This window comes from Hydrogenophaga sp., assembly GCF_965657535.1.
Taxonomy (GTDB): Bacteria; Pseudomonadota; Gammaproteobacteria; order Burkholderiales; family Burkholderiaceae_C; genus Hydrogenophaga.
The window spans coordinates 216,694-241,658 of record NZ_CBFHOP010000004.1 but is presented as its reverse complement, the minus strand read 5'-3'; the positions used below and the strand labels follow the sequence as shown (position 1 = coordinate 241,658).

General features: G+C 65.5%; 23 protein-coding genes. 14 read left to right on the top strand and 9 right to left on the bottom strand.

Translation table 11 applies throughout. The annotated features are described in order from the left end of the window. Positions 1–4: 4 nt before the first annotated feature. Both lolD and ACTG4K_RS08750 read right to left on the bottom strand, forming a co-directional pair. Positions 5–679, bottom strand: coding sequence for a lipoprotein-releasing ABC transporter ATP-binding protein LolD (gene lolD / locus ACTG4K_RS08755; RefSeq protein WP_439113812.1), 675 nt, complete (start codon positions 677–679; stop codon positions 5–7). A gap of 4 nt (positions 680–683) precedes the next feature. Then, positions 684–1,940: a lipoprotein-releasing ABC transporter permease subunit gene (locus tag ACTG4K_RS08750; RefSeq protein ID WP_439113811.1), complete on the bottom strand. Its 1,257-nt coding sequence runs from the start codon at positions 1,938–1,940 to the stop codon at positions 684–686. A gap of 45 nt (positions 1,941–1,985) precedes the next feature. Between ACTG4K_RS08750 and ACTG4K_RS08745 the strand changes: the two genes are divergently transcribed. Together ACTG4K_RS08745 and recJ are read left to right on the top strand one after the other, a co-directional pair. Beyond that, the gene (locus ACTG4K_RS08745; protein WP_439113810.1) at positions 1,986–2,981 is read left to right on the top strand and encodes a phosphoglycerate mutase; all 996 of its coding nucleotides are present in this window, start codon (positions 1,986–1,988) and stop codon (positions 2,979–2,981) included. Further along, positions 2,978–4,717, top strand: a complete 1,740-nt coding sequence (recJ, locus tag ACTG4K_RS08740) for a single-stranded-DNA-specific exonuclease RecJ (protein WP_439113809.1) — start codon at positions 2,978–2,980, stop codon at positions 4,715–4,717. Before ACTG4K_RS08745 ends, recJ begins: the two co-directional genes overlap by 4 nt. 25 nt (positions 4,718–4,742) lie before the next feature. Here recJ and ACTG4K_RS08735 read toward each other — a convergent pair whose 3' ends face one another. Genes ACTG4K_RS08735 through ACTG4K_RS08725 form a run of 3 tightly spaced genes read right to left on the bottom strand, consistent with a single transcriptional unit; the run spans position 4,743 to position 7,134 of the window. After that, complete coding sequence (locus ACTG4K_RS08735; RefSeq protein WP_439113808.1) at positions 4,743–5,273, bottom strand: hypothetical protein; 531 nt, start codon at positions 5,271–5,273, stop codon at positions 4,743–4,745. 22 nt (positions 5,274–5,295) lie between these two features. Beyond that, positions 5,296–6,048 (bottom strand): LytR/AlgR family response regulator transcription factor, encoded by a 753-nt coding sequence (locus tag ACTG4K_RS08730; protein ID WP_439113807.1) that lies wholly within the window; start codon positions 6,046–6,048, stop codon positions 5,296–5,298. A 24-nt stretch (positions 6,049–6,072) separates the two neighbouring features. Beyond that, positions 6,073–7,134, bottom strand: coding sequence for a sensor histidine kinase (locus ACTG4K_RS08725; protein WP_439113806.1), 1,062 nt, complete (start codon positions 7,132–7,134; stop codon positions 6,073–6,075). A gap of 161 nt (positions 7,135–7,295) precedes the next feature. On the opposite strand from ACTG4K_RS08725, the gene argH reads away from it, so the two are divergent. The 5 genes from argH (at position 7,296) to ACTG4K_RS08700 (ending at position 14,524) form a co-directional block, all read left to right on the top strand. Next, positions 7,296–8,747 carry an argininosuccinate lyase gene (argH, locus tag ACTG4K_RS08720; RefSeq protein WP_439113805.1) on the top strand — a complete coding sequence of 484 codons (1,452 nt, stop codon included), beginning with the start codon at positions 7,296–7,298 and terminating at the stop codon, positions 8,745–8,747. A 106-nt stretch (positions 8,748–8,853) separates the two neighbouring features. Next, positions 8,854–10,017 carry an HDOD domain-containing protein gene (locus ACTG4K_RS08715; protein ID WP_439113804.1) on the top strand — a complete coding sequence of 388 codons (1,164 nt, stop codon included), beginning with the start codon at positions 8,854–8,856 and terminating at the stop codon, positions 10,015–10,017. Positions 10,018–10,113: 96 nt separating this feature from the next. Next, positions 10,114–12,519 (top strand): alpha/beta hydrolase fold domain-containing protein, encoded by a 2,406-nt coding sequence (locus tag ACTG4K_RS08710; protein WP_439113803.1) that lies wholly within the window; start codon positions 10,114–10,116, stop codon positions 12,517–12,519. Between the two features lie 81 nt (positions 12,520–12,600). Then, complete coding sequence (locus ACTG4K_RS08705; RefSeq protein ID WP_439113802.1) at positions 12,601–13,104, top strand: bacteriohemerythrin; 504 nt, start codon at positions 12,601–12,603, stop codon at positions 13,102–13,104. A gap of 217 nt (positions 13,105–13,321) precedes the next feature. Further along, on the top strand, positions 13,322–14,524 hold the full coding sequence (locus ACTG4K_RS08700) for an ammonium transporter (RefSeq protein WP_439113801.1): 1,203 nt from the start codon (positions 13,322–13,324) through the stop codon (positions 14,522–14,524). Between the two features lie 39 nt (positions 14,525–14,563). On the opposite strand, the gene ACTG4K_RS08695 is transcribed toward ACTG4K_RS08700, so the two are convergent. Together ACTG4K_RS08695 and ACTG4K_RS08690 are read right to left on the bottom strand one after the other, a co-directional pair. After that, positions 14,564–15,079 carry a TIGR00645 family protein gene (locus ACTG4K_RS08695; protein WP_439113800.1) on the bottom strand — a complete coding sequence of 172 codons (516 nt, stop codon included), beginning with the start codon at positions 15,077–15,079 and terminating at the stop codon, positions 14,564–14,566. A 115-nt stretch (positions 15,080–15,194) separates the two neighbouring features. Next, entirely contained in the window at positions 15,195–15,398 is a 204-nt protein-coding gene (locus tag ACTG4K_RS08690) for a YjfB family protein (RefSeq protein ID WP_439113799.1), read from the bottom strand. Positions 15,399–15,568: 170 nt separating this feature from the next. Between ACTG4K_RS08690 and ACTG4K_RS08685 the strand changes: the two genes are divergently transcribed. Together ACTG4K_RS08685 and ACTG4K_RS08680 are read left to right on the top strand one after the other, a co-directional pair. After that, positions 15,569–15,859, top strand: a complete 291-nt coding sequence (locus ACTG4K_RS08685) for a hypothetical protein (protein WP_439113798.1) — start codon at positions 15,569–15,571, stop codon at positions 15,857–15,859. Next, a complete protein-coding gene (locus tag ACTG4K_RS08680) occupies positions 15,856–16,527 on the top strand; it encodes a hypothetical protein (protein WP_439113797.1) in 672 nt (223 codons plus the stop codon). The genes ACTG4K_RS08685 and ACTG4K_RS08680 overlap by 4 nt, the downstream gene beginning before the upstream one ends. 119 nt (positions 16,528–16,646) lie before the next feature. On the opposite strand, the gene ACTG4K_RS08675 is transcribed toward ACTG4K_RS08680, so the two are convergent. Beyond that, positions 16,647–18,194: a class I adenylate-forming enzyme family protein gene (locus ACTG4K_RS08675; RefSeq protein WP_439113796.1), complete on the bottom strand. Its 1,548-nt coding sequence runs from the start codon at positions 18,192–18,194 to the stop codon at positions 16,647–16,649. Between the two features lie 104 nt (positions 18,195–18,298). On the opposite strand from ACTG4K_RS08675, the gene ACTG4K_RS08670 reads away from it, so the two are divergent. From ACTG4K_RS08670 to ACTG4K_RS08660, 3 genes are all read left to right on the top strand, one after another. Then, complete coding sequence (locus tag ACTG4K_RS08670; protein ID WP_439113795.1) at positions 18,299–19,879, top strand: AAA family ATPase; 1,581 nt, start codon at positions 18,299–18,301, stop codon at positions 19,877–19,879. A gap of 312 nt (positions 19,880–20,191) precedes the next feature. Further along, a complete protein-coding gene (locus ACTG4K_RS08665) occupies positions 20,192–21,343 on the top strand; it encodes an alpha-hydroxy acid oxidase (protein ID WP_439113794.1) in 1,152 nt (383 codons plus the stop codon). Between the two features lie 7 nt (positions 21,344–21,350). Further along, complete coding sequence (locus ACTG4K_RS08660; RefSeq protein ID WP_439113793.1) at positions 21,351–21,890, top strand: anti-sigma factor domain-containing protein; 540 nt, start codon at positions 21,351–21,353, stop codon at positions 21,888–21,890. A 142-nt stretch (positions 21,891–22,032) separates the two neighbouring features. On the opposite strand, the gene ACTG4K_RS08655 is transcribed toward ACTG4K_RS08660, so the two are convergent. After that, positions 22,033–22,761, bottom strand: a complete 729-nt coding sequence (locus tag ACTG4K_RS08655; RefSeq protein WP_439113792.1) for an SIMPL domain-containing protein — start codon at positions 22,759–22,761, stop codon at positions 22,033–22,035. Positions 22,762–22,905: 144 nt separating this feature from the next. Between ACTG4K_RS08655 and ACTG4K_RS08650 the strand changes: the two genes are divergently transcribed. Then, positions 22,906–24,144 (top strand): Y-family DNA polymerase, encoded by a 1,239-nt coding sequence (locus tag ACTG4K_RS08650; protein WP_439114029.1) that lies wholly within the window; start codon positions 22,906–22,908, stop codon positions 24,142–24,144. Next, positions 24,107–24,952: an enoyl-CoA hydratase-related protein gene (locus ACTG4K_RS08645; RefSeq protein ID WP_439113791.1), complete on the top strand. Its 846-nt coding sequence runs from the start codon at positions 24,107–24,109 to the stop codon at positions 24,950–24,952. Before ACTG4K_RS08650 ends, ACTG4K_RS08645 begins: the two co-directional genes overlap by 38 nt. The last annotated feature ends 13 nt before the right edge of the window (positions 24,953–24,965 follow it).

Genomic DNA, 24,965 nt, shown 5'->3' with positions numbered 1-24,965 from the left:
CGAGTCAGGTCAGCACACCGGCGGTGAGCCGCATCACGCGGCCGCAGCGGGCGGCCAACGCTTCGTCGTGGGTGACCACAATAAAGGCGGTGCCCTGGTCGCGGGCCAGCTGCATCATGAGTTCAAACACGCCGTCGGCGGTGGCGCGGTCGAGGTTGCCGGTGGGCTCGTCGGCCAGCACGCAGGCCGGCTGGGTGACCAGCGCCCGCGCCATGGCCACGCGCTGGCGCTCGCCGCCCGAAAGCTCGGCTGGCCGGTGCGCCAGGCGCTCGGTCAGGCCCACGCGTTGCAGCATCTGCGCAGCGCGCTCGCCCGCAACCGGGCGCGGCATGCGGCGAATCCACAGCGGCATGGCCACGTTGTCGCGCGCGCTGAATTCGGGCAGCAGGTGATGAAACTGGTACACAAAGCCCAGGTGCTGGTTGCGCAACTGGCCTTGCTGCGTGGCGCTTAGGCTAGAGAGCGTTTGCCCCATCAGCTGCACTGTGCCGCTGGTGGGCGCGTCCAGCCCGCCCAGCAGGTGCAGCAGCGTGCTCTTGCCCGAGCCCGAGGCGCCCACAATGGCGATGGTTTCGCCCGCCCGCACGGTCAGGTCCACACCCTTGAGCACGGTCACGTCCAGCCGGCCTTCGGTGAAGCGTTTGGTGAGGCCGGTGGCCTGAAGAACGATGTCGGTCATGGTCTTATTCGTACCTCAGGGCTTCTGCCGGATTGACGCGGCTTGCACGCCAACTGGGGTAGATGGTGGCGACAAACGACAGCGCCAGCGAAATCAGTGCAATCGGCAAGATGTCGCTTTGCTGCGGGTCGCTGGGCATGCGGCTGATAAGGTAAATGTCTTGCGGCAAGAAACTGGCGCCCAGGGCGCGCTCCAGCGCGGGAACCAGGGTGTCGATGTTGAACGCCACCCCCAGGCCCAGCAGCAGGCCCAGGCCGGTGCCGATGATGCCCACCATGGCGCCTTGCACCATGAAGATGCCCATGATGCTCTGCGGGCTGGCGCCCAGCGTGCGCAAAATGGCAATGTCGGCGTGCTTGTCGGTCACCGTCATCACCAGCGTGGACACCAGATTGAACGCCGCCACCGCCACGATGAGCGTGAGGATGATGAACATCATGCGTTTTTCCAGCTGCACAGCGGCAAACCAGGTGCGGTTCTGGCGCGTCCAGTCGCGCACCAGCAGGCCGGGGTCGAGGTCAGCGGCCATGGAAATGGCCACCTCGCGCGCCGCGTGCAGGTCTTTGATCTTCACGCGCACACCGGTGGCGCCTTCCACGCGAAAGATGCGCGCCGCGTCGTCCATGTGCAGCAGCGCCAGCGCGGAGTCGTATTCAAAGTGCCCCGAGTCAAACACCCCCACCACCGTCATCTGCCGTATGCGCGGCACCACGCCAGCCGGCGTCACCTGCCCGCTGGGGGCGATCAGCGTCACCGTGTCCCCCTGGGCCACGCCCAGGCTGCGCGCCAGTTCGCCACCCAAAATAACGCCAAAGGCACCGGGCACGAGCCGGGGCAGCACGGTGTCGGCCAGATCGGCCACCAGGTCGGTCACCTGGGGCTCCAGCGCCGGGTCAATGCCCCGCACCAGCGCACCCTTCATGTCTTCACCGCGCGCAATGAGCGCCTGCGCCCCCACAAACGGTGCTGCGCCCAGCACCTCGGGGTGGCGCTCAATGGCGGCCAGGGTACCGGCCAGGTTGGGAATGGCCTGGCCACCGGGCTCGAACACCTCGATGTGCGAGAGCACGCCGAGCATGCGGTCGCGCACCTCTTTTTGAAAGCCGTTCATCACGCTGAGCACGATGATGAGCGCGGCCACGCCCAGCGCAATGCCCAGCATGGACACGCCCGAAATGAAGGAAATGAAGCCGTTGCGCCGGGTGGCGCGGCCCGCGCGGGTGTAGCGCCAGCCAAGAATGAGTTCGTAAGGGGTTTGCATGGGTGAAAGCTTTGGGCGATTGTGGCATCCCCGACAATCAAGGCCATGTCCGCCTCCCCCATGGCCCCAGAAGCCCCCCAGCACCTGCTGATTCCGTTTGCCAGCGCCAGCGCACCCGAGTGCCGGGCCATCGGGCCCCAGCTGGCCACGCCGCACTTGGCCGCCCTGCTGTCCGAGCTGACACTGCAACACACCGACACCGGTGACGACCACAGCCTGAGCCTGCCGCACGAACGAGCCCTGGCCCATGCACTGGGCCTGGTGCAGCCCGCTGGCAGCGCCTATGGCGACGGACTGCTTCCCTGGGCTGCCGCACAAAGCCACACCCCGGCCACGCCACAAGCCTGGTTCACGCCCTGCCATTTTCAAGTGGGCATGGAGCAGGTCACCCTGCTTCCGGGCGAGCAACTGGGCCTGGACGACACCCATGCCAGGCTGCTTTTTGACGCGCTGGCGCCGTTTTGCGCTGAAGACGGTATCAACCTTCACTTTGAGAGCGCCACCCGATGGCACGCCAGCGGCGAGGCGCTGCGCGGCATTGCCTGCGCCAGCCTGGACCGCGTGATCGGCCGCCCGGTGGACGCCTGGCTGGTAGAGAGCCCCGCCAACCCGGCGGGCGCCCAGTTGCTCAAGCGGCTGCAGAGCGAGGCGCAAATGCTGTTCTACACCCACGCGGTGAACGACGCGCGCGAGGCCGCCCGCCAACACATCATCAACGGCATCTGGATCAGCGGTGCCGGCGCCTTGCCCGCGCCCCTGGCGCCACCCACCACACCCGACATGCCCGACACCCTGCGCCAGGCCGCGCTGCGCGCCGACTGGGCCGCCTGGCAAGCGGCCTGGGCTGCGCTGGACGCCACCGCCATCAAGCCTCTGCTGGACGCCGCCCGCCGGGGCGAAGCCGTCACCCTTACCCTGTGTGGCGAACGCAGCGCGCAGCGCTGGGTCAACGCGCCGCGCAGCGCTGGCGCACGCCTGGGCCACTTCTTCAAAAACCTGCGGGGTCCTGCCCCGGCCTGGAAAGTTCTCGAATCGTTATGAAAATCATCACCCGCGATGTACCACCCCGCGCCGCCTGGGCGCTGGAGCAAAGTGGCCTGCACCCGCTGCTGGCCCGCCTGTTTGCCGCCCGCGGCATCACCAGCAAAGAGCAGCTGGACGACGCCCTTTCGCTGCTGCTGCCGCCGTTGTCCATGAAAGGCGCCGCCGAGGCTGCCCGCGCGCTGGCCGACGCCATGGCAGCGAACCAAGCCATCTGCATCGTGGCCGACTACGACTGCGACGGTGCCACCGCCTGCGCCGTGGGCCTGCGCGGCCTGCGCCTGCTGGGTGCCCCCATGGGCTTTGGCCGCGTGAACTACCTGGTGCCCGACCGCGTGACCGACGGCTACGGCCTCACGCCTGCTATTGCCAAGCGGGTGAAGGCCCAGGGCGCCGACGTGCTGGTGACGGTGGACAACGGCATTGCCAGCCTGGACGGCGTGCGTGCCGCCCGCGAGCTGGGCCTGCAAGTGATCGTGACCGACCACCACCTGCCCGCACTGAAAAACGGCGAGGTGGTGGTGCCCGAAGACTGCGTGATCGTGAACCCCAACCAGCCGGGCTGTGACTTTGAGAGCAAGTCGATTGCCGGTGTGGGCGTGATGTTTTATGTGCTGCTGGCCTTGCGGGCCGAACTGCGCGAGCGCGGGGTCTTTGATGCGAAGTCACAACCCAAAATCGACGCGCTGCTGCCATTGGTGGCCTTGGGCACCGTGGCCGATGTGGTGAAGCTCGACGCCAACAACCGCCGTTTGGTGGCCCAAGGCCTCAAGCGCGTGCGCGCCGGCGCCATGCCGCCGGGCATGGCCGCGCTGTTCAACGTGGCCGCACGCCAGCCGGCCAAAGCCACCAGCTTCGACTTCGGCTTTGCCCTGGGTCCGCGCCTGAACGCCGCCGGCCGCCTGGCCGACATGACCCTGGGCATTGAGTGCCTGAGCACCGACGACGCGCTGCGCGCCGACGAACTCGCCCGCACGCTCGACGGCATCAACCGCGAGCGCAAGGCCATTGAAGGCGACATGCGCGACCAGGCCCTGATGCTGGCGGAAGACATGTTTGACGAATCCGAAGAGCCGCCGCCAGCGCTGATCGTGTTCGACCCGGACTTCCATGAAGGCGTGGTCGGCATCGTGGCCTCGCGCCTGAAAGACAAGCTGCACCGCCCTACTTTTGTGTTTGCCGCCAGCGGCGCCGAGGGCAAAGAAAACGAGCTCAAGGGCTCGGGCCGCTCCATCCCGGGCTTTCATCTGCGCGACGCGCTCGATCTCGTGGCCAAGCGCCACCCGGGTGTGTTGCTGCGCTTTGGCGGGCACGCCATGGCCGCCGGCTGCACCATTGATGAGGAACACCTGGAGACCTTCGAGGCCGCCTTGCAGCGGGTGGCTCACGAATGGCTGGACGCCGCCACCTTGCAACGCCGGCTGGAAGCCGACGGCGTGCTGGACAAACAGTACCGCCGCACCGACCTGGTGGACACGCTGCACAAAGAGGTGTGGGGCCAGGGCTTTGCGCCGCCGGTGTTTTGCGAAGAGGTGCAAATCGTCAGCCAGCGGCTGGTGGGCGAAAAACACCTGGCGCTGAAAATGAAGCACCAGGGCGAGCCGGTGGACGGCATCTGGTTCGGCCACACCGAGCCGCTGCCCGAGCGGGTGAAGCTCGCGTTTCGGCTGGACGCCGACGAGTGGCAAGGCCAGCGGCGGGTGCGGTTTCTGGTGGAAGCGGCAGAGCTGGACTGAAGCCGCCCCAAACTGCCCAGGCGGCTCAGCGGAACGCCGAGTTGATCATGAGGAACGCGATGAACAGCTGGGTGGGCAGGTCCAGTGAAGCGGGCAAGTCCACCCGCAGCTCCCGCTTGAAACTCAGCGCACGCGGCTCTTCCACCCAGCCCAGCGTTTGCCCCTCGTGCTCCAGCCGGTAGCGCGCCCGGGTCCAGTGGTTGGCGGGCACCAGCTGGGCGGCCAGGGGCTGACGCAGCCAGATTTCGGCACGTTTGAGCTTTTCCGGCGGAAACAGCACCTCGGCCACAGCCAGCGGCTCGCCGCCCTGGTGCAGGGTAAAGCGCACATCGTTGGCAAAAGCGCGGGTCAGGTATTCAAACCCGATGCGGTAGTGGCCCTGGGTGCAACGCACTTGCAAGTCGCCTTCGGGCGAGCCCGGCTTGTGCCAGCGCAGCCGCGCGTTTTTGGCCTGCGCCCAGGTGGGCCAAACCACCTCGCCCACGGGCAGCCCGTGCGCGTCAAACGCCTCGTAATGAAAGCCCGACAGGGCCGACTTTTGGCAAACAGTGAGCATGCAGCGACCCGGCTCTGGCGGTTCAGCTCATCAGCGCTTCACGCACCGCCGCCAGCTGCCGGCGCGACACGGCCAAGCGCTCTTCCACGCCATCTAGCCGCACCGTCCAACCTTCGCCTTCCACCGGGTCGTTGTGCTTTTCCACCGCCCGCACCGCCCGCCGCGCCACCAGGGCGTTGCGGTGCACGCGCACAAACAGGTGGGCGTAGCGCTGTTCCAGGTCGCTCAGGGCGCCGTCAAAAATGTGCTCTTTGTCGGCCGTGCGCACGGTGATGTATTTCAGCTCGGCCTTGAGGTAGACCACGTCGGACAGCGCCACGCGCTCGCTGCGCCCGCGCTCCTGAATGATCAGGCTTTCGGAGCCGGCGCTGTTGGACTCGTATTGCGGCGCGCCATCGGCCGCCAGCCGCAGGCGCTCGACCTTTTGCAGCGCCTGCTGCAGCCGCTCGCGGCGCACCGGCTTGGTCAGGTAGTCAATGGCTTCGAGTTCAAACGCCTGCACCGCGTGCTCGGCGTAAGCGGTCACAAACACCACCACCGGTGGCGCCGCCATCTGGCGCAGGGTGGCGGCCAGCGTCATGCCATCCACGCCAGGCATGTGCACGTCCAGCAACACCAGGTCGCAGCCCGTGCGCTGAATCTGGTCCATGGCCTGCACGGCGTTGGCAGCCTCGCCCACCACGTCCACGCGCGGGTCGGTGCATTCAGCCAGCAGGGTACGCAACCGGGACCGCGCCAGTGTTTCGTCGTCGACGATCAGTACCTTGAGTGTCATGCCATGCTCCCTTGCAGCGTCCACTTATACCGGTATTTCCAGGCGCACCTGAAACACGCCCTTGACCAGCGCACTTTGAAAGCGCCCCTGCACGTCGTGCAGCAGCGTCAGGCGCTGGCGCACGTTGTCCAGCGCCAAGCCGTGACCTCGGCGCCCGCTGCCCGCTGGCACCGTGTTGGTGACCTTGATCACCACCACACTGCCCCGGCGCTGGGTGCTGATGCGAACCATAGCGCCTTCCGGGCTGGGTTCCACGCCATGTTTGACCGCGTTTTCCACCAGCGGCTGCAAGATCAGCGGAGGCAGCCGCGCTTTGGAAGCGGCCTCGTCAATACTCCATTCGACCTTCAGGCGCTCGCCAAAGCGCAGCTGCTCAATAGCCAAGTAGTGCTCGGCCAGCTCCAGCTCTTGCCACAACGGCACCGCCTCTTTGGTGTCGGCCAGGGCGTGGCGAAACAGCTCACTCAGGTCTTCCAGCAGGTTTTCGGCCTTGGCCGGTTCTTCACGCACCAGCGCAATCGCGGTGTTGAGGGTGTTGAACAAAAAGTGCGGCCGTATGCGCGCCTGCAGCTCGGCCAGCTGCGCGGTGGTGCCTGCGGGGGCGCGGGCCTTGGTGCGCCACACCAGCGCCGCCACCAACACCGCCGCCACCAGCGCGCCAGCCGCCGCGCTGCCCAGCCAGGGCGCGGGCTGTACCAGACCCATCCACACCAGCAAGCCACAGCCATACAGCGCAGCCAGCGCGCCCAGTGCAATGCCCGCCGCCCATTGCGCCGGCATAGGCAGGCGGCCCAGCGGCATTTTCAGGGCACACACCGCCAGCAGCCACACCAGTGTGGCGGGCAAGGCCGCCCCGGTGAACATGGCCATTTGCGCGAGCCAGACCTCTACCGTGTCGGCACCAAAAAGCCCCACCACCGCCACAATGGCCTGCACAAACAGCACCGCGCGCAGCACCACCCCCACCTTGCAGGTGTCAAACACCAAGTCGCGCACGCGCGCGAGTTCCGGCATCTGCGCCAGCGGGCGTGCGCCTTCCGCCTGGGGCAGCTCCTGGAAGCTCGATAAAATTCGGGAATCTCTCATGGGTGCACTATAGGCTCAGGCCAGCCGCAGGGCGGGCCGGGAAACCGCCGGCATGACAAATCAAATGCCGGGCGTTTCCAATCTGGCCCCCGCCCCGCCCGTGGCGACACGCCGCCCTTTTCAAACCCCGTTCAACCCCTCACCCAGCCGCTGGCAACACCATGTCCACCAATCAACTCGACAAGAAATCTGAAGCCTGGTCCGCCCTATTCTCGGAGCCCATGAGCGAGTTGGTCAAGCGCTACACCGCCAGCGTGTTCTTTGACAAACGCCTCTGGCTGGCCGACATCACAGGCAGCCTGGCCCACGCCGAAATGCTGGCCGCGCAAGGCATCATCGGCACCGAAGACCGGGCCGCCATCGAGCGCGGCATGGCGCAGATTCGCAGCGAAATCGAAGCCGGCAGCTTTGAATGGAAGCTGGACCTGGAAGACGTGCACCTGAACATCGAAGCCCGCCTGACCCAGCTGGTGGGCGACGCCGGCAAGCGCCTGCACACCGGGCGCAGCCGCAACGACCAGGTCGCCACCGACGTGCGCCTGTGGCTACGCAGCGAGATCGACCTGATCTCCGATCTGCTCAAAGAACTGCAAACCGCGCTGGTGGACGTGGCCGAGAAAAACGTGGAAGTCATCATGCCGGGCTTCACCCACCTGCAGGTGGCGCAGCCGGTGAGCTTTGCACACCACCTGCTGGCCTATGTGGAGATGTTCGCGCGCGACGCAGAGCGCATGGCCGACGTGCGCCGGCGCACCAACCGCCTGCCGCTGGGCAGCGCCGCGCTGGCCGGCACCACCTACCCGCTGGACCGCGAGCGCGTGGCCGTGAGCCTGGGCATGGTCGATGAACAAGGCGTTGCACAGGTGTGCCAGAACAGCCTGGACGGCGTGAGCGACCGCGACTTCGCGATCGAATTCACCGCCGCCGCCAGCCTGTGCATGGTGCACATCAGCCGCTTCAGCGAAGAACTGATTTTGTGGATGAGCCAGAACTTCAACTTCGTGAAGATCGCCGACCGCTTCACCACCGGCAGTTCCATCATGCCGCAGAAGAAAAATCCCGACGTACCCGAACTGGCCCGCGGCAAGACGGGCCGCGTGGTGGGACATTTGATGGGCCTGATCACGCTCATGAAGGGCCAGCCCCTGGCCTACAACAAGGACAACCAGGAAGACAAAGAGCCGCTGTTTGACACCGTGGACACGCTCAAAGACACGCTGCGTATCTTTGCCGAGATGGTGGGCGGCCAGCTGAACCCGGCAACCGGCGCCAAAGAAGGCGGCATCACCGTCAACGCCATCGCCATGGAAGAAGCCGCCAAGAAGGGCTACGCCACCGCCACCGACCTGGCCGACTACTTGGTGAAAAAAGGCCTGCCCTTCCGAGACGCGCACGAGACCGTGGCGCACGCCGTGAAGGCCGCCACCAGCCACGCCTGCGACCTGTCTGAGCTGCCGCTGACCGTGCTGCAAAGCTTCAACGCCAGCATTGAAAAAGACGTGTACGAGTGCCTGAGCCTGCGCGGCAGCCTGAACGCCCGCAACACCCTGGGCGGCACCGCCCCGGTGCAGGTGCTGGCGCAAATTGCGCGCCACCGCGCCCGCCTGGGCTGAGCAGCAGGGTTCAAGTCGCCGGCGCAGCAGCCGATAAACAAGGCGTACCGACTGTGAGACGCCACCCCGTTTCAAGGTCGGCCATCAGACCCTGGGAGTCCCTGCTGTGTCCTTTTTGCTGCTTTGGATCGTTGGCGTGCTCGCCATGGCGCTGGTGTGGTGGTTTTTGCGCCGCCCCTTGGCGCCCAAGCCCCTGCTGACCATGCCCCTGGCGGCAGCCAGACAACCGGCACAGCGCAGCGCCCAGCCGCCCGGGGCCGTGGTCCCAGCATCTGTGGCTGCGCCGACCACGGCTGGCGCCACCGCAGCCGCAGCCGCAGAGCACACACCCTTTGAACTGCGCGCATTCCATTGGGTCAAGGAAGCCGACCTGGAGGCTCCGCGGCGCGACGCCTTGATGGGCGCCATCAAGGGTATTCCGCACCCACCCCGCTCCCTGCAAAAGCTGCTGTCGCCTGACTTCGTGGCCCGGGCCAACTCCAACGAACTGAGCGAACTCGTGCTGACCGAGCCCCTGATCGCTGCCAAAGTGCTGGCCACCGTGAACGGCCCGTTTTACGGGCTGCGCACGCCGATCAGCGGCATTGGGCAGGCGGTTACGTTTCTGGGCATGAACACGGTGCGCAACCTCTGCATGCAATACATGTTGGCCGAAGCATTCAAGCCCAGCCTGGCCACATCGACACAGGCCTTTGACGCGATCTGGCGCGCCAGCGCCATTGCCAGTGAACTCTGCGTGCGCCTGGGCAAAGCCCTGCACCTGCCCGACCACAGCACCCTGGCCACTCAGGTGGTGCTGGGCTTTGTGGGCCACCTGGCCACCGTCTCACTGATGCCGCCCAAGGCGCTGAGCGCATGGTTGTCGGCCGGCTGCCTGCAGCGCGCCCAGCTCGAACAAGCGGCGCTTGACCTCACCGCCAGCGAGATCGGCGGCCTGCTGATGCGCGCCTGGGACCTGCCGCTGGCGCTGGTGGACGACGTGTGCGAAAGCAGCCGCGTGCTGATCACACCGGTGAGCCAGGCCGACCCGCTGCGTGCGCCCCGCCTGGCGCTGAGCTACCTGTGCGCCCGCCTAGGCGAGCGCCTTGCCTCGGGCCAGCTGGCTTCGCTGCGCGACCACGACCCACTGAAAGACGCCGACATCGACACCTTCCACCTGCGCGGCTACCTGGCGCTGCCCGCACTGGCCCGGCTGAACGACACCCTGCACTCCGACGAGCTTCAGGCCGCCGTGAACAACATGCTGGGCAACCGCCCGACAAGCGCCTGACCCAGCCACAGCGGGCCATTTAACGCTGCCCACCGCCGCGACACCCGCCCGGCCGGCCCGCTCGTACACTGGCCCTCACCCCTGTGAGAGGTCCAGATGGTTGTCTACACCCCCCATGGCATGGTTGAAAAACTGCTGGCCCGGCTGCAGCGCTGGTCGCTGCAGCTGTTGATCAAGCCGGTTTTTTCGCCGCGTTTTTCCATCGCATTCCAGCGACACTGGCTGGCTGTGCTGGCGCGCCTTTCGCTGCCGGTGCCGCGTGCGGCCAGCGCCACACGCGCTGAAGTAGGCGGCGTGCCCGCCGAGTGGCTGCGCCCACGCAGCGCCGCTGCGGCCACAGCCACCACAGCTCACTCAGCCAGCCCGGCCACGGTGCTCTACCTGCACGGCGGCGCTTACTGCATTGGCTCGCCCGCCACCCACCGCTCACTCACCGCCCGGCTGGCGCTGACCAGCGGGCTACCGGTGTTTGCGCTCGACTACCGGCTGGCGCCCGAACACCCCTACCCCGCCGCCCTGCACGATGCGCTGGCCGCCTTTCGTGCGCTGCGCGCCCAAGGCCCGGTGGTCGTGGGTGGCGACTCGGCCGGCGGCGGCCTGGCCTTGGCGCTGGCCATGGCCCTGCGCGACGCCGGCGAGCCCGGGCCCGCCTCGCTGCTGCTGCTTTCGCCGCTGGGCGACGCGGTTGCGCCCAATCCGCTGCCCGTGCCACCGCCCGGCGAAGCCATGCTCAGCCACCGCTGGGCACAAGCCTGTGTGGACTTTTATCGGGCACAGCACAGCGCCGCCGAGCCCGGCATTTCACCCTTGCGGGGCCACCTCGGCGGCCTACCCCCGGTGCTGATACAGGCGGGCACCGACGAGCTGCTGCACGACCAGGCACTGGCGCTGCACGCCGCGCTGGAAGCGGCCGGTGTGCCCTCCCGGCTGGAAGTGACGCAACACCGCTGGCATGTGTTCCAGCTGCACGGTGGCGTGTTGAAAAGCGCCGACGAAGCCATTGCCCGCCTGGCCAGCTTTGCCCACGCGCACCTGCCGCGTGCGCAGCCCGGCGGGGTGGCCGAACACGAGGTGGTCATTTTGGGCGCGGGCATGTCGGGCCTGTGCATGGCCATCCAGCTGCAGCGCGCGGGCCTGCACAACTTCGTCATTCTGGAAAAGCAGCCCGGGCTGGGCGGCACCTGGTGGGACAACACCTACCCCGGCGCCCATGTGGACGTGCCCGCGCCGGCCTATTCGTTTTCATTTGCGCCCAACCCCGGCTGGACGCGGCGCTTTGCCTCGGCCCCCGAAATACAGGCCTACATGCAGCAACTGGCCGAACGCCACGGGCTGCTAGCGCACATCCGCTTTGGCACCCGGCTCACCGAAGCGCAGTTTGAAGAAACCACCGGCCACTGGCGCTTTGCCACCGAGCAAGGCACCTCCCTGCGCTCGCGCTTTTTTGTGTGCAGCACCGGGCCGCTGAACCAGCTGCGCTGGCCCGACATTCCGGGCCTTGAAAGCTTCAAGGGCCGCAAACTGCACTCGGCCCGCTGGGAAGCGCAGTGCCCGCTGCAAGGCCGGCGCGTGGCGGTCATTGGCACCGGCTCCACCGCTTCGCAGCTGGTGCCCCACATGGCCGCGCAAGCCGGGCAACTGCATGTGTTTCAGCGCACCGCCAACTGGGTGCTGCCCCGGCTGGACCGGCGCTACCACGCGCTCGACCGCTGGCTCACCGGCTTCAGCACCTACAACCGGCTGGTGCGCTGGAGCTGGGTACAGGTGCTCGAATGGGGCCGCCGCGGCTTTGAAGACGGCACCCTGGCCCGAAAAGGCATGCTCAAAACCGCCGCCACCCACCGCCAGCGCCAGGTGCCCAACGCCGCTCTGCGCCAGCAACTCACGCCGCCCTACCCGCTGGGCTGCAAACGCATCATTTATTCCAACGACTTTTACCCCGCGCTGAGCCAGCCCCATGTAGAGCTGGTGACCACCGGCATCGAACGCATCACCGAACACGGCATCGTGACCACCGACGGCCAAGAGCGCGCGGTGGACGTGCTGGTGTGCGCCACCGGCTTTGACGCCGTGCACCTGCTTTCAAACCTGCGCGTGACCGGGCTGCAGGGCCGCACGCTGGCCAGCGCGTGGGCCAACGGCCCCGAGGCCTACCAGGGCATCACCGTGGCAGGCTTCCCCAACCTGTTTCTCATGCTCGGCCCCAACACCGCCACCGGCCACACCTCCACCCTGCTCTACATAGAGCCCGAAGTGGACCACGCCATTGCCTGCATGCAGGCTGTGCGCCAAGGCCCACACCGCTGGATCGACGTGCGCGCCGACGTGATGGCCGCCCACAACCAGCAACTGCAGCAGCGCCTGGCCGGCTCGGTCTGGAGCCAGTGCCGCAGCTGGTACCGCATGGACAACGGCCGCATCGTGGCGCTGTTCCCCGGCTTTACCGCCGAATACGTAAAAGCCGTGCAGCGCCCCCGCCTGGCCGACTACCACTTGCGATAAGCCTCAAACCCGTCAATAGGCCAGGGACTGTTGACGTGCGTCAAAACCACCCGAACCACCCCGCTGCTAAGCTCTCGCCCCATGCAAAACACCGCCACCCCAGACAACCCCGCCGCTGCACCGCTCAACTGGTCGCCCGCCCTGGCCGTGGGCGACGCCCGCATGGACGACACCCACGAAGAATTTGTGGACATGCTCAACCAGCTGCTCGCCACTCCACAAGACCAGCAACTGCCGCTGTACCGCGAGTTTGTTGCACACACGGTGGAGCACTTTGCGCAAGAAGAGCGCTGGATGCTCGCCACCGGCTTTTCGGCCGACAACTGCCACGCCAGCCACCACGCCACCATTTTGGAAACCATGCACGCCGTGGTGGAGCACTACGAGAAAGAAGACAAAGAAATCATCACCCGGCTGGCCCAGGCCCTGGCCGAATGGTTTCCCCAGCACGCCGCCAGCATGGACGCCGGCCTGGCCCTGCACCTGAAAGAAGTGGGCTTTGACTCGCGCACCGAAACGCTGAGCGACCCCAGCAAAGTGCGCCCGGCCAGCATGAGCGGCTGCGGCAGCGTCACCTGCAGCTGACCCGGAACCGGGGCCGACGCACCGGCCCACCGGGCTCCTAACCCACCGCCGGCGCACCATACCGAGGCACACGCCCTCACCGCCAGCGCCAAAACCCAAGCGCACCCGCCTCCAAGCTGGTGCGTTTTTTGCTTTCATGTGGTGCAAACCGCCATACACACCCTGTTTTGGCGCTTTTCACGCACCAAAACAATCTTTTTTTGTACGGAGACTCCTCATGGACGCACTGAAACAGGGCGCTGACGCCTTGTTCATCCTGCTCGGCGGCATCATGGTCCTGGCCATGCACGCGGGTTTTGCCTTCCTCGAACTCGGCACGGTTCGCAAGAAGAACCAGGTCAACGCTCTGGTCAAAATCCTGGTGGACTTCTCGGTTTCCACCATCGCCTACTTCGTGGTGGGCTACGGCGTGGCCTACGGCGCCTCGTTTTTCGTGGGCGCCGAAACGCTGGCCCAGAAAAACGGCTACGAGCTGGTGAAGTTCTTCTTTCTGCTCACCTTCGCTGCCGCCATCCCCGCCATCATTTCCGGCGGCATTGCTGAACGCGCGAAATTTTGGCCGCAGCTGATCGCCACAGCAGCCATCGTCGGCCTGGTCTACCCCTTCTTTGAAGGCATCGCCTGGAACGGCCACTTTGGCGTGCAAGCCTGGATCACCGAAACCACCGGCGCAGCGTTCCACGACTTCGCGGGTTCGGTCGTGGTTCACGCCGTGGGCGGCTGGATCGCGCTGCCCGCTGTGGTGTTGCTGGGCGCCCGCGCCAACCGCTACCGCAAAGACGGCGGCATCTCCGCCCATCCGCCGTCGAGCATTCCCTTCCTCGCGCTGGGCGCGTGGATCTTGTGCGTGGGCTGGTTTGGCTTCAACGTGATGAGCGCGCAGCGGCTAGAAAACATCTCAGGCCTCGTCGCCGTGAACTCGCTTATGGCCATGGTAGGCGGCACGCTGGCGGCGCTGCTGGCCGGCAAAAACGACCCCGGTTTCGTGCACAACGGCCCACTGGCTGGCCTGGTGGCCGTGTGCGCCGGCTCGGACATCATGCACCCGCTGGGGGCGCTGGTGGTGGGCGCGGTGGCGGGCGCTCTGTTTGTGGGCATGTTCACACTCACGCAAAACCGCTGGAAGATCGACGACGTGCTGGGTGTCTGGCCGCTGCACGGCCTGTGCGGCACCTGGGGCGGCATCGCAGCCGGGATCTTCGGCCAACAGGCACTGGGCGGCCTGGGCAACGTGAGCTTCACGGCACAGCTCATTGGCACTGCGCTGGGTGTGGCCTGGGCGCTGCTGGGCGGCGTGGTGGTCTATGGCGCGCTCAAGGCCACGATGGGCCTGCGACTGGACGCCGAAGAGGAACACGACGGCGCTGATCTGACCATCCACAAGATCAGCGCCACGCCGGAGCGCGAAGTCAGCTGGTGAACCGGCGCGCCGCCAGCCCTGGGCGGCGCCTCCACCCTTTCACTTGCGCTGGTCGCTGATCCAGTCGGCCAGGGCAAACAGCAGGCCCGACACCACAAACGTGAGGTGAATGGCAATTTTCCACTTCAGCTGCTCGCTGGTGAGCGAGGTGCTGACCAGGAAAGCCTTGAGCAGTTCCACCGCCGAAATCGCCACGATGGCACCGATCAGCTTCATCTTCAGGTCTGAAAACCCCACCTTGCCCATCCAGGCCGGCCGGTCTTCGTGGTCGCCAATGCTCAGCTTGGAGACGAAGTTTTCGTAAGCGCTGAACACAATGATCAGCAGCAGCACCGCGATCAGCGCCGTGTCCACCAGCGTCAAGATGGAAATGACCGTGTCGTGCTCGATGATGCCCAGCACGCCCTGAACCAGCAGCCACATTTCCTTGAAGAACTTGATCAGCAACACCGCCATGCTGACGATGAGACCCAGGAAAAAAGGCACCAGCAGCCAGCGGCTGGAGAAGATGAACTTTTCCAGCGTCAATTCAAATTTGTTGGGGGTAGCAGGCATGGGAAAACACTCAGATTGCGAAAAAACGCAAGCATAGCGAAAGATGCGGGCGGGGGTATGACGGCGCGCAACCCTCACCGCAAGAGCCCCGCCAAGCCGGTGGCGCCGCGCGGCATCACACCAGCGTGTTCACCTGCGTGCCCACTGCGCCACCATTGGCCAGCGGCAAATTGCCCGCCACCGCATTCAGCAACGCGGCAGAAGCCGACTCTTGCATGTCCATGGCCTTCTTCAACACGCTGATCTGCACATCCTGCGTGGTCTGGTTGTTGCGCGTCTGCAGCACGCGGTCCACAAGCAAAGCGGGAGAAACGTCCATGGTGAATCCTTCAAAAGTGTTCAGCCTTTATCGGCCCCCGGCAGCCGCAACTTGAAGCCCTGGCCTGCTAGGGATGACAGCGGAGACACATAACGCAGTAACCATTTAGACCACAATGACTGCAGAGCCACAGGCCAGCCAGCACAACGCCAACCGGGGAGGGAAGCCACATGAACGATTCAGACGCACGGCAGCGCCCGTTTGACATCCTCACTGAACTGCTGAACCTCGCCCGCCAGCGCGGCTACGCGCGCGTAAGCCTGGAAACCGGCAGCACGCCGAGATTTGATGCGGCGGTAGCGATGTACCGGCGCTTCGGGTTTGTGGACTGCTGGCCGTTTTGCGGATTACCGGGAGGATCCGTTCAGTCGGTTTATGGCTATGTCGGTCGGGACATGAAGACGTCTGGTTTGCCCAAACGACAACCAACGCTCGCCAAAGGAGCACGTACAACACCATGAGTGAATTCAATTCGGACGTTAGAGCTGTGATGACTCGCGTCTCTGACACGCTTGAAACCGCAAAGCTGGGGCTTAACGACTTACTTGACCCGGCTCGAAATCGCAGGATGAGCGGGCTGCGGAACGTCATCGCATTTGGTCGATCGGTAACTTTTGTTCTCCAGAACCTTCGCTCAGTAGTACCGAACTTCGACGCGTGGTATGGGCCTCTCCAAGAGGAACTGAAAGCTGATTCGCTCATGCGCTATTTCGTCGAAGCACGCAATGAACTCGAGAAGCAAGGCAAGCTAAGTATTGCGACGAGCACTCACATTCACTCGTTTTCTACGAGTGACATTGGCAAGTTTGGTCCCCCACCTCGCGGTGCAAAGGCCTTTTTCATTGGAGACCAATTCGGTGGGAGCGGATGGGAGGTTGAGCTCGCAGATGGAAGCACGGAGAAGTACTACGTAGAAATCTCCACCTCGTTGGCGGAAGTCCGGCAGCAGTTTTCCAACCTTCCTGACGCGATGGATCCCGAACTACGAGGCTCCTCAATTGAGGATCTTTGTCAGAGGTACATCTCCAAGCTCACCCAAATTGTTGACGCGGCAAACGACCAGTTTGGAAGCAGGGAGGTCACGTTGAAAACCAAGAAAGCGGTTCCCTACCTCAGACGAATAAAGTGATTAAAGCGTGGCAGGTATCGGAATTACAGGACATGGGTACAACCATCGGAATCAGTCGCATCAGCACGCAGGCAGTATTCGTCGGGGTCCATGCGGCGAGGTCGGTCCGTGCGGCGGGGTCAGGTCTTGCCTTTTGCCTTTTGCCCCACCCGCTCCCGCAAAACCGTCTTCAACACCTTCCCATAGTTGTTCTTCGGCAGCGCCTCGACGAACTCGTAGCGCTTGGGCCGCTTGAAGCGGGCGATCTGGTCCAGGCAGAAGGCGTCGAGCGCCTTCGCATCCAGCGCGGCCCCGGGCTGCGGCACCACGAAAGCCACCACGATTTCGCCCCACTCGGGGTCGGGCGCGCCGACCACGGCCACCTCGCTCACGCCGGGTGCGGTGAGAAGCACTTCTTCGACCTCGCGCGGGTAGATGTTGCTGCCGCCGCTGATGATGAGGTCCTTGCTGCGGTCTTTGAGGGTGAGGAAGCCGTCGGCGTCGAGCGTGCCCATGTCACCGGTCCAGAGCCAGCCGTCTCTGATGGCGGCGGCGGTGGCCTCTGGGTTTTGCCAATAGCCGGCCATGACGCTGTCGCCCTGAATGAGCACTTCGCCCACCTCGCCCGGTGGCAGCGCCCGCCCATCCGGCCCCGCCACGCGGATGCGCACGGGCGTTTGCGCCACGCCCACGGAGGCGATGCGCGACGCAAAGCGCGGGTGGCTGGCGTCGGCCAGGTGGGTGCGGCTGAGCGCGGTGCCGACCATGGGACTTTCTCCCTGGCCGTAAATTTGCACGAAGCGCGGGCCCATGGTGTGCAAAGCGCGCTGGATGTCCGCCGCATACATGGGCGCGCCACCGTAGACGATGGTCTTGAAGCTTTGGCCGCATTGCTCGAGCGTGAGGCCTTGCGCCACGGCTTCGTCGACGATGCGTTTGACGATGGTTGGCGCGGCAAACAGCGACAGCGGCCCGAGCTGGCGGCCCAGGGCAAACAGCTCAGCGGCGTCGAACCCGCCCGAGGCGGGCACCGTGTGGCGAGCGCCGGCCATGAGGTGCGGTATGGCGTAGATGCCGGCGCCGTGCGACATGGGCGCGGCGTAGGCGATGGCGTCGTCGGGTGCCACCGCGTCCACGTCGTTGAAATAGGTGAGCCCCATGGTGAGCAGGTTGCGGTGCGTGATCATCACGCCCTTGGGCCGGCCGGTGGTGCCGCTGGTGTAGAACAGCCAGGCGGTGTCAGCAGGGCCGCGCTCGGTGATGGCGGACAAGCCCTCGCCGGCCTCCAGCCAAGCGGTGCAGGCGGCGCTGTCGGCATCTATCACGCCGTCCAGCCCGCTGAATGCCGTCGGGTCGGGCGCTACGTCGCTCGTCACAAAGGCCCAGCGGGCCTGGGCGTTGTCCACAATCCACTGCACTTCTTTCTGGTGCAGTTTGGCGTTGACCGGCACCACCACCAGCCCGGCCCACCAGGCGCCAAACATCAGCTCCAGGTAGCGTGGGTGGTTGCGCATGAAAAGCACCACGCGGTCGCCCGGCGCCAGACCGGCAGCGCGCAGGTGAGCGCCCACTCGCGCGGCGCGTGCCGCCCACTGGCCGTGGGAAGCCACGCACTGGGCGCCACTGAAAATGGCGGGGCGGGTGGGGTCTTGCAGGGCGGCACGTTCGAGCAGGTGGGCGAGGTTCATGGTGTGGTCTCAAAGGCCTTGGGTGTCGTTTTGCCGCTATTTTCGCCCCCGCAGGCGGTGCGGCGTCAGGCTGCCAAAGGTTGTGGCGGCTTACATTGGCGGGCATGAACGACACGCAGCCGCCCCTGATCACCGCCCTGCTGGACCCCGCCCGCTACCCGCAGCCGCTGGAGCGTGTGGAGCTGGTGGAAACACACGGCGCCTGGGTGCTGCTGGCAGGCGCGTTCGCCTACAAGATCAAGAAGCCGGTGCGCTTTGCGTTCATGGACTTCAGCACCCTGGCCCTGCGCCGCCAGGCCTGCGAGACCGAGATTCGGGTGAACCGGCGCTTTCAGCAACACGACCGACCCGATACGCAGCTGTATCTGGGCGTGCTGCCCATTGTGGGTACGGCCACACAACCCCGCTGGGGCGTGCCCGGCACCACCGACGACGCGCAAGCCATTGAATACGCGGTGCGCATGCGCCGCTTTGACGAAGCGGCCCGGCTGGACCACCTGTGTGAGCGCGGCGCGCTCACCCCCGAGCACATGGCCGGGCTGGCGCGGCGCATGGTGATGTTTCAGGCCCGGGCCGCCGTGGCGGGCAATGGGCAGGAATGGGGCCACGCAGCCGCCGCCATGCGCTGGCCGCGCGACAACTTCAACACCCTGCGCACGGCCCTGACCGACCCTGCCGACGCCGCGCTGGTGCGCGAACTGAGCGAATGGACCGAACAACGCTTCAACGCAATTGAACCGCTGCTTTCGCGGCGGCGCCAAAAGGGCCGCGTGCGCGAAGGCCATGGCGACTTGCACCTGGCCAACCTGGTGCTGGTGGGGGAACACGGCCAGCAAGACGTGTTGCCCTTCGACGCCATTGAGTTCAACGACGCGCTGCGCTGGATCGACGTGGCCAACGACATGGCCTTTGCCTGGATGGACCTGCTGAACCACGGCCGCCCCGGGCTGGCCAACGTGTTGCTGAGCGCCTGGCTGGACGACAGCGGCGATGTGTCGGCCCCCACGGTATGGTGCTTTTTTGCCACCTACCGCGCCGGGGTGCGCGCCAAGGTGGCCGCCCTGCGCCTGGGGCAGTTGGGCGGCTCGGGCTCGGGTGTGGCCGCTTCGCCCGAAGCCCAGGCCTGCCTGGCCGAAGCGCGGCGCTACCTGGCGCTGGCGCGCGGCATTGCGCGCCCGCCCACACCGCGACTCGTCATCACCCACGGGCTTTCGGGCAGCGGCAAAACCTGGGCTTCCAGCCGCTGGCTGGCTGCCGAGTCCACAGGCCGTGCCATACGCCTGCGCTCGGACGTGGAGCGCAAGCGCCTGCACGGCCTGAGCGCGCTGGCAACCAGCGGCTCGGGCTTGAACACCGGGCTTTACAGCCCGCAGGCGCATGGAGACACCTATGCGTCGCTGCTGGCGCGCGCGCGCCGCCTGCTGGACGAGGGCTGGACGGTGCTGGTGGACGCCGCTTTTTTGCGGGCGGGCGAACGTGGCGCCTTTGCCGCACTGGCCGAAGAACAGCGCGTGCCGTTTCACATCCTGGCCTGCGAGGCGCCGGCGGAGGTGCTGCGCCAGCGCATCACCGAACGGCAGGCGCGCGGGGCCGATGCCTCAGAAGCCACCGTGGCGGTGCTGGCACAGCAACTGGACTGGCTGGAACCACTGACCGACGCCGAGCGGGCGCGGTGCCTGCCGTAAACCGGCGACCTGTGCGGGTTTGACGCCCCCACCAGGGAATGGCCGAGGGTGGTTACAACCCGCCCGCGCCAGCCTGCTCAGGACTCACGCAAAGCCGCAGCCAGTGCGAGTGCGAGTGCGAGTGCGAGTGCGAGTGCGAGTGCGAGTGCGAAAGCACGGCAAGGTGAAGCAACAACGCCGCAGCGGTTTTGCGCAAGTCCTGCTTCACCGAAAATTTCAAACGGCCATGTCTCGCTTTCACAAGCCTTTTCCGGGTGGTCTCGCTACCATCGTGCGCAGAACACCTAAACACAACACCGGAGACACCCCCCTATGACCGTCATCACCACCATTGAAGACCTGCGCGTATTGGCCAAAAAGCGCGTGCCGCGCATGTTTTACGACTACGCAGACAGCGGCTCATGGACGGAGAGCACCTACCGCGCCAACAGCGACGACTTTCAAAAGATCAAGCTTCGCCAGCGTGTGGCGGTCAACATGGAAAACCGCAGCACCGCCACCACCATGGTGGGTCAGGCGGTAAAGATGCCGGTGTGCATTGCGCCGGTGGGCCTCACAGGCATGCAAAGCGCCGACGGCGAGATCAAGGCGGCCAAGGCGGCCGAAAAGTTTGGCATTCCATTCACCTTGTCCACCATGAGCATTTGCTCGATTGAGGACATTGCCGAGCACACCACCGCGCCGTTCTGGTTTCAGCTCTACATGATGCGCGACCGCGAAGCCATGGCCCGCATGATCGAGCGCTGCAAGGTGGCCAAGTGCAGCGCGCTGGTACTCACGCTGGACCTGCAGGTGATTGGCCAGCGCCACAAAGACCTGAAGAACAAGATGCGCGCCTCGGTCATTCCGTCGCTGGGCAACATGCTGGACATTGCCACCAAGCCGCGCTGGGTGCTGGGCATGATGGGCACGCGCCGCCACACCTTTCGCAACCTGGTGGGCCATGTGAAGGGCGTGAGCGACATGAGTTCGCTGGCCTCCTGGACCAACGAGCAGTTTGACCCGACGCTGAACTGGGAGGACGTGGCCTGGGTGAAGAAGCAGTGGGGCGGCAAACTCATTCTGAAGGGCATCATGGACGTGGAAGACGCCCGCCTGGCCGTGGCCAGCGGGGCCGACGCCATCGTGGTGAGCAACCACGGCGGGCGCCAGCTCGACGGCGCACCCAGCAGCATCGAAGCACTGCCAGCCATCGTGGCGGCGGTGGGCGAGCAGATTGAGGTGTGGATGGACGGCGGCATTCGCAGCGGGCAAGACGTGTTGAAGGCCTGGGCGCTGGGCGCACGCGGCACCATGATCGGCCGCGCCATGGTCTACGGCCTGGGTGCCATGGGTGAAGAAGGCGTGACCAAGGTGCTGCAAATCATCCACAAGGAACTGGATGTGACCATGGCGTTTTGCGGGCACACGAGCATCCAGAATGTGGACAAAGGCATACTCTTACCCGGTACCTACCCCACCTGATTGACCCATGAACGACACCGCGACCGCCACCGACAACACCCCCGTATCCACCCCGGCCTCGCGCCGCGTCAGCCCCTGGTGGCGCGCACTGGCCATCTTTTTGCTGCTGGTGCTGCTGATGGGCTGGGCGGCCAACGCCAGCATGATGACCCAGCTGAAAGCGCAGATTCAGCACGCGCAGGCCCGGCTGATCGAGGTGCCACAGATACGGCAGGTGGCGGTGCTGCTGGACAACCAGCAACAACCCGCCATGCTGGTGACCTACAACCCCAAAAACGGCGCGCTGCTGGTGCAGCGGCTCAATGAGGTGAAAGAAGGCCGCGAAGACAGCATGCAGGTGTGGGCCATTGCCGGTGACGCGGCTCCGCGCTCACTCGGCGTGGTGACGAGCAAATACAAAACGCTGCAAATGCCGGTGAAAGAAACCGATCTGCAAGGTGTGACAGAAATTGGCGTCAGCGCCGAAAACAAAGGCGGCGTGGCCACCGGCGTGGCACCCAGCCTGCCCTGGCTGTTCAAAGGCTGGTTGGTTCAGAAGTCGATCTGATCTGCATGCGCTCTGCCATGCTGCCGAAGCACCACGCTGATGCGTGTGACGCAACCAACCAGGGCACCGCCGGGCCCGCTTTGCCGGACGGCCAGTGCCGCCCCCTCGGGGGGTGGCGCGCAGCGCTGCGGGGGGCGGCCTGTCACCTCAATTCATATTCAAACGTGCTCACCACCCGCAGCCGCTTGGTGCGCGAGCTGCCGTCGTCAAAGTCGTTGCCGTCGTCGCCCGCGATGCGAATCACGCCCTGGTTGGCGTTTTTCAGCGGGCCCAGCTGGGCGCCGGCTTCGGCGGCAAATTTGTCGGCTTGCTCGCGGGCGTTGCGGGTGGCCTCGGCCAGCAAGGGCGCCTTCACGTCGTTGAAGCCGCGCAGCTGAAAGCGTGGTCCGCTGCGACCGCCTTCGTTTTCACCACCCAACTGAACCCCGGCCTGAATCAGCGGGTCCACCGCGCGGGCGGCAGCGTCGACCTCGGCCACCCGGGGCGATTTCACCAGCACCTGGTCGGTGCCGTTGAAGCGAAACGGCGTGTTGGCCTGCGCATATTCACGCGCATGCAGGTCTTGCACCTGCAGCGGCCGAGCGTCCAGCTCGGCTTCGGTGAAACCGCGCGCCTTCAAAAAGGCCAACACCTTGTCGCGGTCGCCTGCCAGGGCTTGCTGCACGCTACCGAAGTCGTTGTCGGCGCGGCGAAAACTCAGCGTCCACACGGCAAAGTCGCTCTCCACGTCTTTTTCGGCCAGGCCTTTGACAGTGACTGAGCGGTCGGACATGCGAAAGCGCTCCAGCCCCTGGCTGACAGCGAAGCCAGCCAAAGCCATGCCCGCACCCACCAGCAGAGCGGCCAGCAGCCGAGTCAAGGTGTTGTTCATGGTGTTTCTTTTCCCGAAAACAGCGGGACCACATGCCCGCCACAGTGGCCATCTTAGACCTGCGAAATCCCGTTTGTGTAGCGCTATGCTTGCAGCGTGAACACCACCCCAACGCAGCCGCAGCGCCGCATTGCCCACCTCGACATGGACGCGTTTTTTGCGTCGGTGGAGCTGCTGCGTTACCCGCAGCTCAAGGGGCTACCGGTGGTGATTGGGGGCGGCCGGCGCAAGGAAGACGATGTGTTGGAACGGCTGCGCGAGGCCTACCCTGAGCGCGACTGGTCGGGCGACACGCTGGACCGTATTCCGGTGGACTTCTTCCCGCGGCTGGCGGGCTACACAGGGCGCGGCGTGGCCACCACCGCCACCTATGCGGCGCGGCAGTTTGGCGTGGGCTCGGCCATGGGGCTGATGAAAGCGGCCAAACTGTGCCCGCAGGCCATTTTGTTGCCGGTGGACTTTGACGAGGTGCGCCGCATGTCGCGCCTGTTCAAAAGCACGATCGCTGACATTGCACCGCTGGTGGAAGACCGAGGCGTGGACGAGGTGTACATCGACTTCACCCATGTGCCCGGCGGCCAGCGAGAGGGCGGTCGGGTGCTGGCGCGGCTGATTCAAAAAAGCATTTTTCAGGCCACCGGGCTCACCTGCTCGATTGGCGTGGCGCCCAACAAGCTCATTGCCAAAATGGCGAGCGAGTTCAACAAGCCCAACGGCATCAGCATCGTGCACGAAGACGATCTGGAAGACAAAATCTGGCCCCTGCCGTGCCGAAAGATCAACGGCGTGGGTCCCAAGGCCGACGAGAAGCTGCAAGGCCACGGCATTCGCACCATTGGCGAACTGGCCGCCCGTGAACGCGCCTGGCTGGTGGAGCACTTTGGCAAGAGCTACGGCCACTGGCTGTTTGACGTGAGCCGGGGCCGCGACGAGCGCCCCGTGGTGACCGAGAGCGAGCCGGTGAGCATGAGCCGCGAAACCACCTTTGAGCGCGACCTGCACGCCGTGCGCGACCGCACCGAGCTGGGCGCGGTGTTCACCCGGCTGTGCGAGCAAGTGGCCGCCGACCTCCAGCGCAAGGGCTATGCTGGCAAAACCATTGGTATCAAGCTGCGCTACGACAACTTTCAGAGCGTCACGCGCGACACCACCATCGACAGCTTCACCGCCGACGCCGCAGCCATTCGCCGCCACGCCGGCCTGTGCCTGAAGCGGGTGGACCTGAGCCGGCGCATTCGCCTGCTGGGCGTGCGGGTGAGCAAACTCGTCAAGCCCGGGACAGACGCCACCCTGCGCGGCCACTACAGTGAAATCCTTCCGAAAACACCCCGAGAAAAGGCCACCGATGTCCACACCGACCTGCTTTTCCCTGAGCTCGACTGACGACCACGTAGCCCACCTGGTGCTCAGCCGGCCTGAGGCCATGAACACCATGCACCCCACCTTCTGGCGCGAGCTGGACGAGGTACTGACGAAGCTCCACACCGAAGGCACGGCGCGTGCCCTGGTCATCAGCAGCACCGGCAAACACTTCAGCGCCGGCATGGCGCTGGAAACCTTCAGCGGCGCCATCGCCATGGACGACCAAAGCCCCGAAGGTCGGGCCGCCATTTTTGACCTGCTCACCGACATGCAGGCCACCTTCACCAAGATCGAAAACCTGCGCATCCCGGTGATCTGCGCCATTCAGGGCGGATGTATTGGCGGTGCGGTGGACATGGTCACGGCGGCCTGTATCCGCTATTGCACGGCCGATGCGTTTTTTTGCATCCAGGAAATCAACATCGGCATGGTGGCCGACGTGGGCACGCTGCAGCGCCTACCCAAGCTGGTGCCGTTTGCGGTGGTGAAAGAAATGGCCTACACCGGCCGGCGGCTTCCCGCCCAGCGCGCACTGGCCTACGGGCTGGTGAACGAGGTGTTTGACACCGCAGAAACCATGCTCACCGCCGCGCTGCAATGCGCGAAAGAAATTGCCAGCAAACCACCCATTGCCATCTGGGGCACCAAGCAGGCCGTGACCTATGCGCGCGACCATTCGGTGGAAGACAGCCTGCGCCAGATGGGCTGGCTGCAAGGGGCCATCTGGAGCAACGCACATGTGCGCGAGTCCATCGTGGCCATGAAGGAAAAACGCGCCGGTGCGTTCACCCCGCTATCAGCGCTGCAGTCGTTCAAAGCGCTGGGCTGAGCCAGCGCCCGCT